Here is a 15,151-nt window from a genome sequence, read left to right as displayed (position 1 = left end):
CATGAGGAAAGCAGATTACCTTATTATAGGGCAGGGAATTGCGGGGACTATGCTGAGCTGGTTCTTACTACAGGCAGGGAAAAAGGTAATCGTTATCGATGACGCCAAACCCAACAGTGCTTCCAGGGTGGCTGCCGGGATTATTAACCCGGTGTCTGGCCGCCGCTTTGAGCCGGCCTGGATGTATGATATTATTTATCCGTTTGCAAAAGATACTTATTCGCGGCTTTCGGCTTTGCTGCAGGTACCGGTTTTTACAGAACGTCAGCTATGGACGGTGTTCCCATCCGCTCAGATGCGGGAGGCATTTTTAAACAAAGCCACCGTCAATGACTACACGGAATTGCCGGCAGCGCTGAAGTATGAAGCTTTCCTGGATCAGCCTTTTGGTGCAGCTATTGTGAGTGGCGCCACGGTGAACCTGCGATCGCTGTTGCCCGCTTACCGGCAGTATTTAATACGGCAGGAGGCATTGCTGGAAACGCATTTTGATATGGCCGAGCTGGAGATTTCTTCTACCCGTGTTATATATGGAGATATTGAGGCCGACAAGATTATCTTTTGTGATGGAGTAGCTACTACGGCGCTTTCTTTTTTTAAGTCGGTCAAATTTCTGCCTAATAAAGGGGAGGTGTTGCTGGTGAAAGTACCAGGTCTGGAAACAACTGATATTATAAAGAAGGGCATTACTTTGGTGCCTCAGGAAAATGGAGTGTTCTGGGCGGGGTCTTCTTTTGTATGGGATTATGAAGATGACCATCCAACGGCTACTCAGCGGGAAGTATTGGAACAGCGGCTTGGGCAGCTTTTAAAGGTGCCTTATGAGGTGGTAGACCATTTGTCGGCTGTGAGACCCTCAGGGAATGACCGGCGCCCAATTGCCGGTTTTCACCCTAATTACCCTGCTATTGGGATATTTAACGGACTTGGTACGAAGGGGTGCTCGTTAGCGCCTTTTATGGCGGCTCATTTCAGGGATGTGCTTGTTGCCAATGCCCCACTGATGCCGGAAATAGCCTTACAGCGATATTTTTAACATACATCGGGCATAAAATGCCCGATCCAAACCGTATCTTTGCCCCCCTTATGGGTCTGAGTGAACAACTGGATAGTGGTCGCCATTTGATGACAGCTTGTCCCGTATGTCAACCATAAAACTAACTAAATCAACTATTTACGCATGTATAGGACGCACACTTGCGGGGAATTACGAATGGAACAGGTGGGCCAGGAAGTAACTTTGGCCGGATGGATACAGACAGTAAGAAAGTTTGGCAGCATCAATTTTTTTGATCTGCGAGATCGCTATGGTATTACTCAATTGTTATTCGGCGAAAGCCTGAATGCCAAGCTGGATGCACAGCCCCTGGGCCGTGAATTTGTTATCCAGGTAAAGGGTACCGTAACCGAGCGTTCCAATAAAAATAAAAACATCCCCACCGGTGATATAGAAATCACGGTGAGCGATTTTACCATCCTCAATGCGGCCAAAACACCGCCGTTTACTATTCAGGATGATACAGATGGCGGAGATGAACTGCGTATGAAATACCGTTTCCTCGATCTCCGTCGTAATATAGTTAGACAGAACCTGGAACTGCGCTACAACATAGGACGTGTTGTACGTAACTATCTGAATAGCGCCGGCTTCATGGATATAGAAACGCCTTTCCTGATTAATTCTACTCCGGAAGGTGCCCGCGATTTCGTAGTACCGAGCCGTATGAACCCTAACCAGTTCTATGGCCTGCCACAGTCTCCGCAAACTTTCAAGCAATTGCTGATGGTGAGTGGGTACGACCGTTACTACCAGATTGTTAAATGCTTCAGAGATGAGGATCTGCGTGCAGATCGTCAGCCGGAGTTTACACAGATCGACTGTGAGATGAGCTTTGTGGAGCAGGAAGATATCCTGACTACCTTTGAGCATATGCTGAAGCACATCTTCAGGGAAATAAAAGGAATCGAGTTCCCGGATGCGTTCCCAAGAATGACATTCGATGATGCCATGGAATATTATGGTAACGATAAACCGGATATCCGCTTTGAAATGAAGCTGGTGAACCTGAACGATACCGTAAAGGAAAAAGGCTTTAAAGTGTTTGATGATGCAGAACTGGTAGTGGCTATTGCCGCGAAAGGCTGTGTTGATTACACCCGGAAACAATTGGATGAGCTGACAGATTGGGTGAAGCGTCCGCAAATTGGTATGAGTGGCCTCGTATATGTGAGGTACAACACCGATGGTACGTTGAAGAGCTCTGTGGATAAGTTTTTTGACGAGGAACAATTAAAATTATGGGCGCAAAAATGTCAGGCGCAACCCGGAGATCTCATCCTGGTGCTGGCTGGCAAGGAAGAGCGCACTCGTAAAGCTGCCAGCGAACTCCGCCTTGAAATGGGCGAACGCCTCGGATTCCGCAACAAAAACGAGTTTAAACCGTTGTGGGTAATAGACTTTCCGTTATTTGAGTACGCCGAAGAAGAGAATCGCTGGGTGGCCCGTCACCATCCGTTTACATCGCCAAAGCCAGAGCAGATAGCTCTGATGGATGATCCTTCCCAATATGGTAAAATCAAGGCAAACGCCTACGATATAGTATTAAATGGTACAGAGATAGGTGGTGGCTCTATTCGTATTTTCCAGCGCGACCTGCAGCAGAAAATGTTTGCAGCCCTGGGAATGAGCAAAGAAGAGGCAGAACATAAATTTGGCTTCCTGTTGGGTGCATTTGAGTATGGTGCACCACCACATGGAGGTATCGCCTTAGGATTTGACCGCCTGTGTTCGCTACTGGGTGGCAGTGAAAGTATCCGTGATTTTATCGCTTTCCCGAAGAACAACTCAGGTCGCGATGTGATGTTGGATGCGCCTGCTGAGATCAGTCAGGAACAACTTAATGAATTGAAAATCAGTCTGGTGAAATAGCTAATTGCCATTAGCTACTAGCCATAAGGATACGCTAAAAGCTAGCAGCCACAAGCTAACAGCCGATGTTGGTATAGTCTTTGCAAGAAGCTAGGCTTTTGTAGCAAAAAATCCCCTTTGGTATGGCACATTGCCGCATCAAAGGGGATTAGCACAAATATAAGGGTACAATATTTTTAACAAACGATTAACGGGATAGATAAGAAGAAGACGAAGAGACGTATTATTTAAATTTTTAAAGTAATATTGCGGTGTGATCATCGTTGATATGTGAGGAAGAAAGTGATGCTGAAAACACAGAGAAAACTATCACCTGATACAAAAAGTACTACCATGAGAATTTCATCATTCTTTAAGAGGACAGTATGGTTATGTGCGGTGTTATTATTGCTAATGCTCAGCAATGTTGGGTTTGCACAACAATCCACAAACAATTATTTAAAGAAATTTAAACCGGTATCAGTAGAGCTGATGCAGGAAACCGGTATCCCGGCCAGTGTTATTCTTGGAATAGCCATGCTGGAATCAGGTACCGGAACCAGTAGAAATGCGAAATTGCTGCATAACCACTTTGGAATTGTAGGTAAGAATAACATGTCTCAGATTAAGCCAGGACACCGTTCTGTGTACAAACAATATGTAACCGACATGGCCTCCTATGAGCATTTTGTGGAGCTGTTGGCAAGTAAGAAATGGTTTGGGCAAATGAAAGGTAACCCGGAATTTTCCGTATGGCTCAAGAAAATGAACCATAGCGGTTATTCCTCTGCCGGTCATGAGTGGATAAGAAGAGTGACTAATATTATTAACCGCTATAAATTGTATAAGCTGGACGCAAGCATGGATAGCGTGGCAACGGACTCCAAACAATGGTTAACCGTAGGCATGCCGGCAGCTGGCGATCAGTGATGTGCTAACTGATTATTAACTATGTCCGGCAAAAATAAGTCTGCCTATCCGTTCTATATTATTTTAGGAACATTAGTATGCCTGTTAGGGCTTTCACAGCTTAATTACAGCTTTTCATATAAAGACTTTCAATTCCGGAAAGTGGATATGTTATCAGATCTGAGAACAACTCCTCCTTCCCCGGACAACCAAAAGCTTACTGCTGCCGGAAACGACAGCAGTAAGCTTTCTGGTTTAGACAGCAATAGCATTGCTGGCAACCCTCATGTGCCCAATCCGGATGGCACCCATGATTTTATGTCGTACACCGGTATCCTGGATTATGCTTCCCCTATGCCAGGTGATTCTGTGGTAGGTATGAAGCAATTCCTGGCAGCCCTGAAAGAACTGAAAGCAGGCAAACGCCGCAAAGTGCGTATTGCTTATTTCGGTGACTCCATGATTGAGGGTGACCTAATCACCAGCGATCTGCGCGACAGTTTGCAGCGTTTCTTTGGTGGCGCAGGTGTAGGCTTTGTGCCGGTAACCTCTGTAGTGGCTTCTTTCAGAACAACTATCACCCACACATTTTCTACCGACTGGAAAGATTACCACTATAAAAATTCCCCCCCGTCCAATATTACACTGGGTTTATCCGGACATACCTTTTACCCCGGCGGTAACAGCTGGGTAAAGTATTCTCCCGTGAAGAAACCCCTGCTGGATAAATTCCAGGAGGTATCACTTTTATACGGTCCTGCAAGTGCAGGCACTGTTACCATTAACGATAAAGCCTATACGCTTTCAGGAAATGCAGAAGTAAACAGGCTGGATCTGCAACAGGATACTGCACAGCCGTCTGTAATGCTCCGCTACTCTGGTGCCGCACAGCCTTTTTATGGACTTTGCTTTGAGAACGGCAATGGTATTTATGTAGATAACTACTCGTTCAGAGGTATCAGTGGTATTGAACTGGGCCGCCTGTCGGCCGATATGGTACGCCGCATGCAGCAGGAACGCCCGTACGATCTCATCGTGATGCACTATGGCGCCAATATATTGTTCCGCCCGGAGCTGACCGACTATAGCTGGTTTGAGCGCCCGATGAAGAAAGTTCTGGATTCCCTGCGGCAGGATCTGCCGGGAACCTCTTTCCTGATCATAGGTGCCGCAGATAAATCTTATAGAAAAGCCGACAAATATATAACTGCACCAGGCGTTGAAGCACTGCTGAAAGTACAGCATGACCTGGCTGCCGGTCACGGTACCGCGTATTGGAATCTCTATGCCGCGATGGGTGGCGAGGGATCCATGGTAAAGTGGGTAGAGGGAGACACGGTGATGGCCAACAAGGACTATACACACTTTAACAGAACGGGAGCAGCCAAAGTAGGGTCGCTGCTTTATAAAGCTATTATGAATGAATACAGGCTGGCACAACAACCTTAGTAAAAGATGGGTGGCAGTGCTATCATTGTTACTCGCCGGTATTACAACTTATGCACAACAGGTAAACGTCAACAACATTCAGCAGGACACTGCGCTATACAATGTTTTTCACTCCCTTTCTGCAGCAGATAGTAATGTAATATCCATCCTTCACCTGGGAGATTCCCATGTGCAGGCAGGTTATTTCCCGCTGGCAACGGCAAGCCTGCTGCAACAGCAGTTTGGTTATGCCGGCAGAGGATATGTTTTCCCTTACAGTCTGGCCGGTACCAACGGTCCGGAAGATTTCAGGTGGAACAGCACTGTGAGATGGTCGTCAGAACGCGTAGTAGACCGTAACAAATCGGATGTACTGGGGCCTGGCGGCATTGCTATTACTTCTCAGAATGATGCACCCAACCTGTCTTTCGCCGGTAAGCCGGATGGTAACATGGACAATAATTTCCGCAAGGTGCAATTGTTTTATGATGCCGGAAATACCAACAATACGGTGGTGGCGCCGGATGCCTCTGTAACGGTAACGCCTGCACCTTTTCCCGGTTCATCTACCCTGAGCATGGCTACCCTGGATTTTTTACAGACCTCCCAGTCATTCCAGGTAAGATGGGAAGGCACCGGCAACGGCCCTTTCCGTTTCTACGGCGCCGTGATGAAGAACGGACGTAATGGTGTGCTGTATCATAGCGTTGGTATTAACGGTGCGATGTATCAGCATTACAATGAAATCAGTAATATCCTCCTGGCGCAGATGGCAGTGCTGAAACCTCAGCTTGTCATCATCTCCCTGGGTACCAATGAAGCTTATGGCCGACTGGATCCACTGGCCTTCAGAGATGAGATAGATAAAGCCGTTACACTCATCCGGGAACAAAATCCTGCCGTAAATATTCTGTTGACTACTCCGCCGGATTGTATGCGTGCTGTAAGGAAAGGTGTCCGGAAGAAAATAGGCAAGAAAAAATACAGGACGATATACCATACAGCGTATTATCCAAATCCATATATCTCCATGGTAACTCAGCAAATCATGGGATATGCCAGACAGCATGGTATTGCCTGCTGGAATTTTAATGCAGTAAATAAAGCGCAGAAAGATAGATTTGCAGGGGCGTGGGCGCCAGATCATATTCATTTTAATGTGAGAGGATACCAGGTGCAGGGACAATTATTATACGAAGCCCTGCAACAGTCTTACTCACATTATTTACAGCAAACAAAGAAAAATCCAGTTACCTCCGATGATCATCAACGTTAATGAGCTGCTTTCAGAGCTGTTGTACAATGAGAAGAATCCAGTTCTCTTTAACAGTGGCTTCTTCTTTTATTTCTTTGCTTTGTTCATGTTTTGCTATCTGCTTGCCAGCAGAAGTAAAACTGCCAGAGTGTGGATTTATACCGTGTTTTCGCTTTATTTCTTTTATAAAGCCTGTGGTTATTATGTAGGGTTGGTCATACTTTCCGCGATTGTAGATTTTAATTTATCCCGGTGGATTCATCAGAGTGCCGATAAAAGGAAGAAGAAAACATTGCTGGTACTAAGTATCCTGCTGAATATCGGGTTGCTGTTTTATTTCAAGTACACCAATTTCTTCATTGGTATTGTCAATGACTTTACATCCGGACATATACATCCGTTAAGCTTAATTCTGCCTATCGGTATTTCCTTCTATACATTCGAGAACCTGAGCTATACGATAGATGTGTATCGCGATGAAATTAAGCCGGTAAGCAATTTCATGGACTACCTGTTCTTCCTTTCGTTTTTTCCGAAACTGATGATGGGGCCTATTGTGCGTGCGGCAGATTTTATCCCGCAGATCTCGCAGCCTTACCGCCTGAGTTCAGAAGATATCGGCAAGGGGATGTACCTGATTATGGCCGGGTTGTTCAAGAAAATAGTGATATCGGATTTCATCTACCAGAACTTTGTACAATATATTTTTGATGATCCTAGTAAGCATACGGGCCTGGAATGTTTAATCGGCGTGTATGGATATGCGTTAGTGATCTATTGTGATTTCTCCGGTTATTCCGATATGGCGCTGGGTATTGCCCGCTGGACCGGCTTTAAGATTCCGCCTAACTTCGATTCTCCTTACCAGAGTTCTTCAATTACGGAGTTCTGGCGCCGCTGGCATATTTCTTTATCCAGTTGGTTGAGAGATTATATTTACATTCCGCTTGGAGGTAACCGTAAAGGCAAGGTGCGTCAGTATATTAACCTGGCGCTGACGATGTTGATTGGTGGCTTCTGGCATGGTGCCAGCTGGAACTTTATTTTCTGGGGTGCATTGCACGGTGGTGCACTGGCCATAGACAAGGTGCGCATCGATTGGCTGAAAAAGAGTAAAACAGTGATTTCAGGTGGGAAAGCCACCTTCTTTAAGATATTGGGTATCGTGATCACCTTCCATTTTGTGTGTTTCTGCTGGGTGTTCTTCAAAGCAGCTACCTTCCATGATGCCTGGTCGCTGATACACCAGGTGTTCTACGACTTCCAGCCGGAAATTGTGGTGGAATTGTACAATGGTTATACAGCGGTGTTCTGGGTAATGGTGATGGGTTTTGTATTACACTTCCTGCCTTCCAAAGCAGAATTCTCTATGGAAAGAGTATTGGGACGCTTACCTGTTGCAGGTAGCGTAGCCATTATGGTGGTGTTTATGTGGTTGTTGGTGCAGGTAAAAAGCACCCAGCCGATGATTCCGATCTATTTCCAGTTTTAGACCTTATCGCCTTTGCCAGGGAATAAAGATTTCGCAATTATCTGCACCGGTTAGAGATATAAAGAAATGGTTACCACTCATTTTGAAGTAACCGGCCCGGCAACTGCCGTTAATAAATTCATACATCGGTAAACCAGCAGCTACGAAGCTCATGGGAACCGGCAATTTTTTATAGTACCCTCCGGGAACATATTTGGTGAACAAGCCAAATGGTTCCTGGAAGGACATCCGGATCTGCAGATGTGCCATGTCGTAAGCTTTAAGTACCGGCACCATAATCCMCACATACATCATCATTTTAGCATAATTGGTAACGGGCACCACATCCAGGGTACCGGTAATTATCATAGCACCAGGTAACATCAAGGATGTTTTGATGGCATGGAGTTGCTGTTGATAGATGCTCATATACTCTACCATACTTCTTACCGGATCGTTATTCCGGGGCAGGATGTTATAGTACAACACATATTCCGGCAATCTGGCATCTTCTGTTCTGTCGGGTGTAAAAATGAGGCTATGCGGATCATCATGTGGTGTAGTGGCTATTTTGGTACGGGMCAGCGTATGTTCTTCATTGGGCAGGTATAGCCGGTCACGGAAGCTGATAGGGGCTTCGTTGTATAATTCCCGGAATGCTTTAGTGAAGCTAGAATGTGTATAGCCGCACATTTCACTGATTTGGCCGATGCCGAAATCACTATGGCGCAGATAGCCTGCACCGGCTTCCAGTCTTCTTCTTTTAGTGAAATGGATATACGATTCCCCATAAATTTCTACAAACTTGTGTGAGAAGTTATCCAGGGATTCGCCGAGCATGGACGCTATTGTCTTGAGATCCCTTTCTCCGTAGGGATCATCATGTGATAATGCAATGGCCAGCTGTATCTTTTTCTCCCAATGGTTAATTGTCGATGTTTTCATGGAGGCATATTTTGGAGGCTGATCCTAATCTAATCATTTTGATACCCGGAAGGTTCACAACGGCCGGAATGGGGTCGGATTAACGAGCAGTTAACAATTGTTGTTTTACAACCGTATTAAATAATTGCTAATTCTATACTTTTGCGCAATAATTCACCAACCTGATGCGCATAGCCAGAATATTTCCGATTGTTGTTTTGATGTTGATTTCCTCGCAGGCTGCCCATGCGCAATTCCTGATGGATATGATTGACACCACTTCTGAGCTGGGTAAGGGGATGATTTCCATGTACCATAAATACGACGCCCTGCGTTTCAGCGGTTATATTCAGCCCCAGTTCCAGATGGCTCAGGCCAGGGGAGCCGCAAGCTATGCTGGCGGAGACTTTGGCGCTGCAGTAGATAATCGGTTTACCCTCCGCCGTGGCCGTATCCGTATGGATTATGAGCGGTTCAACAAAGAGGATATGCCGGTTGTTCAGTTCGCTTTTCAGTTTGATGGTTCGGAGCGCGGAGTATTTATCCGGGATTTCTATGGTCGTTTCTTTGAAAATAAGTTCAACGTTTTGTCGCTTGTAGGGGGCATGTTTGCCCGGCCTTTCGGTTATGAGGTCAATCTGTCGTCTGCCGACCGTGAAACGCCGGAAAGGGGTCGTATGTCGCAAATACTGATGAAAACGGAACGTGACCTGGGAGCGATGCTGACTTTTGAGCCCCGGCGGAAAGGTCATCCGTTACGTTTCCTGAGAATAGATGCAGGTGCATTTAACGGACAGGGCCTTACATCTACTACTGATTTTGACAGCCATAAAGATTTTATTGGCCGTGTGGGTATTAAACCCCAGAAAATAAAGGGTACTAAAGCATTGTTGTCTGGTGGGGTATCTGTGTTGTATGGTGGCATGCAGCAGTTTACCAACACCATCAATACCATGGGCACCGTAAATGGTAAACCGGGGTACCTCGTGGACTCATCGGCAGCCAATCTGGGAGAAATTGCCCCCCGGCATTATTACGGCGCTGATGTGCAATTGAAAATTCCGAATGGTCCGGGTAAGGGCAGTACACAGTTCAGGGCGGAGTATGTCCGCGGACAGCAAACTTCCACCGCTCTTACTTCAGAAACACCTGGTATTATACCTGTTACACCACAGGGCAAACCCCAGCCGTTGTATATCCGCAATTTTGATGGCGCCTACCTGTATTTTATTCAGAACCTGGGCAGTGATAAACACCAGGTAGTGGTAAAGTATGATTGGTACGATCCCAATAAGAAAGTATCCGGAAAAGATATCGGAGTAGCCGGTGCAGGACTCACTGCAGCGGATATACGCTATAATACGCTGGGTCTTGGCTATCTGTATTACGCCAATGAGCACCTCAAATTTATGTTCTACTACGATTGGGTAACCAATGAAAGTACTGAGCTGGAAGGCTATAAAGAAGATCTGAAGGATAATGTACTGACTTGCAGAATGCAATATAGGTTTTAGAGAATTACGAATTTCAAATTACGAATTACGGATTTGTGAGTAGATAACCGGGGATATTACCCGCATTTATCATCTACCTACAAATCCGTAATTCGTAATTCTTTTATTCTCTTCCGGATTCCATGGTGAATCCAAACGTGCTGCCTATTTCAGGTTTGCTGCGTACGGTGATGGATTGGTCGTGTGCTTCTACTATATGTTTTACGATCGCCAGGCCAAGACCGGTACCGCCAATATCGCGGCTACGGGCTCTGTCTGTCCGGTAAAAGCGTTCAAACACGCGTGGCAGGTGTTCTTCTGCCATACCAATGCCATCATCAGAAATCTCTACCAGTACGCGTTTGCCGTCCATGCTGTAAATGCTGGCGATGGTGTGGCCATCCGGTTTACCGTATTTGATAGAGTTATCTACCAGGTTAATGAGTACCTGTCTGATTTTTTCTTTGTCGGCGTATACCGGCTGTGGTGCTTCACAACCTTTTTTGATATGGAATTTGATGCCTTTGGTATTGGCTTTCAATGACAGGGTATCAAATACATCTTTTATCAGGTCCTGGATAACGAATACTTCCGCATTGACAGTCATTTCACCGCTTTCCAGTTTGGATATTTCATCCAGGTCATCGATCAGCCGGCAAAGGCGGTCAATGTTTTTGGTGGCGTTTTTCAGAAACAGCTTATTTACGGAAGGGTCTTCCAGTGCGCCATCCAGCAGGGTGTGGATGTAGCCTTGCACCGCAAAGATGGGCGTTTTCAGTTCATGGGAAAGGTTTAGCAGGAACTCCTTCCGGAACTCTTCATTCCGACGCAGATTTTCCAGTTCTTCTTTCTTCTGGCTGGCCCATTTTTCCACATCTTCACTTACCTCTTCAATGGTTTTCAGGGGAAGTATATTCTTCTGAAAAAACTCCTCTCTCTTGGAGGCTTTGGTTTGGTAAATGAATTTGTAGATCAGTTTTATTTTCCTGTAAATAAAATTCTGCAGGGTATACAGGTACAGGTAATATGAAACGAGAAAGGTTAGCACGAAGGCTCCCACTACTACTTTCCAATTGCCGTCCACCAGAAGGCTGCCCAATGCTATGATGGCTGATATCACCAGGGCTGTAAATCCCGCTAACTTTTGCGGGGACAGGTTTTTTGCTTTAAACATACTCCAGAGTGAGTAATTAGTATAATAATGGGAAATTACTTTAAATTTCTTACTTGCCATAAAAAAGCTGTTAGCTCTTAGCTGATAGCTTTTAGCTAATGTTATGTTTTGGTGGAAAATTTAAGGAAGACTAAAAATGAATACGGGCGCGCTACCGGTTTTGCGCTAAAAACTCAAAACAGTAGCTAATAACTAATAGCTGAAGGCTAACTCGCTAATAGCTACTCTTACTACATCTCAAACTTGTATCCTACTCCTTTTACAGTAGTAATCAAATCAATGCCTATTTTCTGGCGTATTTTGCGGATATGTACATCGATGGTGCGGTCACCAACAATCACTTCTGTGCCCCATACCTGGTTCAGAATTTCATTACGCAGGAATACACGACCTGGTTTAGATGCCAGTAGCTGCAATAACTCAAATTCTTTCTTGGCAAGGATAATTTCCTGCCCTTTGTAAGTCACCGTGAACTTTTCACGGTCAATGATCAGATCGCCCAGGGTAACACGTGTTTCTTCCGGTTTGTGTAAACGACGGAACAGCGCATTGATCCTGCTCACCAGTAATTTGGGTTTGATGGGCTTGGCAATGTAATCGTCCGCACCCATGTTCAGTCCGTCTACTTCAGACTTCTCATCATTCAGGGCGGTTAAAAATAATACCATGGTGTCTTTGAATTCAGGGATTTTCCTGATTTCGCGGCAGGTATCGATGCCGTTCTTGTTCGGCATCATGATATCCAGCATAATCAGATCCGGTCTGAATATTTTAGCTTTCTGGATAGCCTCGCTGCCGTCTTTTGCGGTTACGGTATCGTAACCCGCTGTTTTTAGATTGTAACTGATAATTTCCAGAATATCCAACTCGTCATCTACTACCAGAATTTTTCCTGCAACCGCTTGGTCTATCATAAATTTTGCTTTTAAAAAGACGGGACAAAATTATAAAGCCATCCCCGTGATTAATGGAAAATTAACATTATGAAATTGTTAATTCAATATCAGCTTGGTTTTCCGCGACCAAAGGCAAGGTACGCCAAATAACAATATCACTCCGATATGATAAATATTCAACATTCATACATGTGTGATTGTTACCCTGCCCGGACATTTTCACTTTTCCCACTGTCAAATAGTGTCAGCCGCCACCATGAAATGACAGTTGGAGTTATAGATTGAATTATTTATATATATTTTGGCTTTAAAAACAAAAGATAGCAGCATAACACTGGCAAACTCTGTATTTTGGTTGTAAATTTGCTATCTGGTCCTCGGGAAAAGATCACTTTAGTATGAGAAGATTTCTATTAATATTATCGCTGACGGTGTTTGCAGTCAGCTGGCTACAGGCACAAAACAGCCATCATCCAATTCCAATCAGCAGACAGGGATTTCATGATAACATCGACAAAGAACAGGCTGCCGCCGCAAAATTCGACGGCAAAGCGGATGACCTGGTAAAGGTATCAGAAGATCAAACTATTAACCTGCAGGTAACCAACGCCCTTCTCAAAGAAGTGGACAACATGCAGCAGGAAATAGAAGATAATGATGCGCTGGATCACCGGCTGAAGGTAAAATACCTCTCTGGCATATACGTGATGTTGAAAGACTTTAATCAAAAGCGCTCTCACCGTAACATCGATGCTGAAGAAGCCCCGGCTATGGTACAGGCATTCCGCAATATGATGCACGCCGATATCAAAGGACAGAGCATCCTGCCGTATATTCAGCACCTGTCTTACGAAGCATCCGAAAGAATGATAGAATTATTCCAGGATAACCCCGGCTACAAAGAAGCCAGGGGAACCGTATTTACCAAATACGCTTTCAATAACCTGGAAACGGTAATGCCCAAACTGGGGGATTATCTGAACTATCCGGGAACAGACTCTATCATTGCCGCCGTAGCGCGTAAATACCCTAACCAGGTGCTTACCTACGCTACTTCCTTTACGCCCATGGCTACCGTGATCAAGCGTAATCAGGATCCTATTGTACAAACCATTGTGCGCATAGGGCAGTCACCTCAGAGCACTAAAATATTGCCTTTCATAGATGAGCTCCTGGCTGGTACTACCACAGTAGACAAGCTGGAAACCATCGTGGATAACGACTATCAGTACTACAAGCAAATGGTGAAATCGACCATTGCACTGCAGAAACTGAAAAACGAAGGACAAAATCCATTCGGGCTGAAAGCCATGATGGAAAATATGCAGGCGAAATCACTGCTGTATATCCGCGATGTGAACGATCTGCATGAAGAACCAGCTCCCGTTCGTTTTGCCAGTGTTAAAAACTTTACACCGGAAGAACTGTATTACCTGATCATCAACGGTCAGGAAGAACTGTATACTTCCAGCTATACCAACCACAACAACGCTGGTTTATACGATCAGATGATGATCCGTATGAAGCCTCCCCGCGGTGATAGCTTACTGATGATGGTTAATTTTGACCGCTTCAAGAAATTTATCGCCATGGCCGCCGGTTTCAATACGCTGGACAACTTCCTGAAATCTATGGCGCCGGAAAATTCCAACTACCTCATGCAGAAATACGTGCAGAACCTGGAAAAAACCGAGGACCTGGAAGATGCAGTGGACGTGGCTAATTCCTTTGGAAGTATCCGTGATGAAAAACTGCTGGAATTCCTGCGGGTAGAAGTGAAAAAGAACCTGGTATATGTGAAAAAGCATGATGATAAACGAGGTACTGTTATTTACCAATTGCTCAGTAGCTTGTTTGAAACAGAGTCGAAAGATGAAAACGATTCATCCAAGGCAACAGATATGGCCAGCAAGTTACAGCTGCCTCCGATCAACTTTGTTTCTTCCGCTGCACTGGAAAGTGACAGTGGCAGAATTTATCAACAGGTGTTTTTCTATGGAGATAAAGACGGACAGGAGTCTTTCGCCAGCTTCATGACTAACTTCCCGGCTGCCGAATGGAGAATCAGCAAGAATAAATACTGGGCTACCATTACCTCCACAAAAGGTAAGGCTACCACGATTTTTGCCAACCTGCCAACAGATGAACCAGCAGATAAGGAAGCTATTTCCAAGCTGTCTGATTTCCTGGACGAAAACGATATTCATCCGACGATCTTTATTCACCGTGGTCACAGTTATCATATCAATACCACACTGGAAAACCTGCAAAGCTCCGCAAAAATTGTACTGCTGGGTTCCTGCGGTGGTTATCATAACCTGGCTACTGTATTGGAAAAATCACCCGAAGCACATATCATTTCGTCTAAACAGGTAGGTACCCGTTTTGTAAATGAACCCATCATCCATACACTGGAAGATCAGGTACGTGCCGGCAAAAACGTAGACTGGGTGATCATGTGGTCACAGCTAACCAGAAGATTTTCAACGGATGCCCGTAACAAGGACCTGTTCAGCGATTATGTACCTCCTCACAAAAACCTGGGAGCCATTTTCATCAAGGCTTACAAACAGATTATGAAGGACGAAAAGAAATAATTTAAGCAGAAAGGATAAAGCAGAAAGCAAAAAGCGATGGGAGCGAATAATGATAAGCGAAGGTTAATACCCGCTACAGGCATTCGCTCCCATCGC

The 15,151-nt window shown here is 45.1% G+C and carries 11 protein-coding genes; 8 read left to right on the top strand and 3 right to left on the bottom strand.

The genetic code is table 11. The features are described 5' to 3' along the window. Window position 1: 1 nt before the first annotated feature. The 6 genes from AC1DCV_RS12280 to AC1DCV_RS12255 all read left to right on the top strand — a co-directional run bounded on the left by AC1DCV_RS12280 (window position 2) and on the right by AC1DCV_RS12255 (window position 7,992). Window positions 2-1,036, top strand: a complete 1,035-nt coding sequence (locus AC1DCV_RS12280) for an NAD(P)/FAD-dependent oxidoreductase (RefSeq protein ID WP_477023447.1) — start codon at window positions 2-4, stop codon at window positions 1,034-1,036. A gap of 144 nt (window positions 1,037-1,180) precedes the next feature. After that, window positions 1,181-2,929, top strand: a complete 1,749-nt coding sequence (aspS, locus tag AC1DCV_RS12275) for an aspartate--tRNA ligase (RefSeq protein ID WP_477023446.1) — start codon at window positions 1,181-1,183, stop codon at window positions 2,927-2,929. A 333-nt stretch (window positions 2,930-3,262) separates the two neighbouring features. Continuing rightward, complete coding sequence (locus AC1DCV_RS12270; RefSeq protein WP_477023445.1) at window positions 3,263-3,838, top strand: glucosaminidase domain-containing protein; 576 nt, start codon at window positions 3,263-3,265, stop codon at window positions 3,836-3,838. A gap of 21 nt (window positions 3,839-3,859) precedes the next feature. Beyond that, entirely contained in the window at window positions 3,860-5,266 is a 1,407-nt protein-coding gene (locus AC1DCV_RS12265; protein ID WP_477023444.1) for an SGNH/GDSL hydrolase family protein, read from the top strand. Further along, window positions 5,238-6,521: a GDSL-type esterase/lipase family protein gene (locus tag AC1DCV_RS12260; protein WP_477023443.1), complete on the top strand. Its 1,284-nt coding sequence runs from the start codon at window positions 5,238-5,240 to the stop codon at window positions 6,519-6,521. Before AC1DCV_RS12265 ends, AC1DCV_RS12260 begins: the two co-directional genes overlap by 29 nt. Further along, complete coding sequence (locus AC1DCV_RS12255; protein WP_477023442.1) at window positions 6,505-7,992, top strand: MBOAT family O-acyltransferase; 1,488 nt, start codon at window positions 6,505-6,507, stop codon at window positions 7,990-7,992. Before AC1DCV_RS12260 ends, AC1DCV_RS12255 begins: the two co-directional genes overlap by 17 nt. Window positions 7,993-7,995: 3 nt before the next feature. Here AC1DCV_RS12255 and AC1DCV_RS12250 read toward each other — a convergent pair whose 3' ends face one another. Next, window positions 7,996-8,916, bottom strand: coding sequence for a helix-turn-helix transcriptional regulator (locus AC1DCV_RS12250; RefSeq protein ID WP_477023441.1), 921 nt, complete (start codon window positions 8,914-8,916; stop codon window positions 7,996-7,998). A gap of 164 nt (window positions 8,917-9,080) precedes the next feature. Between AC1DCV_RS12250 and AC1DCV_RS12245 the strand changes: the two genes are divergently transcribed. Further along, a complete protein-coding gene (locus AC1DCV_RS12245) occupies window positions 9,081-10,409 on the top strand; it encodes a porin (protein WP_477023440.1) in 1,329 nt (442 codons plus the stop codon). 103 nt (window positions 10,410-10,512) lie between these two features. Here the strand turns inward: AC1DCV_RS12245 and AC1DCV_RS12240 are convergent, their stop codons facing one another. Both AC1DCV_RS12240 and AC1DCV_RS12235 read right to left on the bottom strand, forming a co-directional pair. Further along, entirely contained in the window at window positions 10,513-11,622 is a 1,110-nt protein-coding gene (locus tag AC1DCV_RS12240) for a sensor histidine kinase (protein WP_441576468.1), read from the bottom strand. Window positions 11,623-11,792: 170 nt separating this feature from the next. Next, window positions 11,793-12,476, bottom strand: coding sequence for a response regulator transcription factor (locus tag AC1DCV_RS12235; protein ID WP_079471020.1), 684 nt, complete (start codon window positions 12,474-12,476; stop codon window positions 11,793-11,795). A gap of 380 nt (window positions 12,477-12,856) precedes the next feature. On the opposite strand from AC1DCV_RS12235, the gene AC1DCV_RS12230 reads away from it, so the two are divergent. Beyond that, window positions 12,857-15,055: a hypothetical protein gene (locus AC1DCV_RS12230; protein ID WP_477023439.1), complete on the top strand. Its 2,199-nt coding sequence runs from the start codon at window positions 12,857-12,859 to the stop codon at window positions 15,053-15,055. Window positions 15,056-15,151: the final 96 nt, after the last annotated feature.

It is taken from the genome of Chitinophaga sp. 10T418 (assembly GCF_056394125.1).
This window is presented reverse-complemented; position numbering and strand designations above follow the sequence as displayed.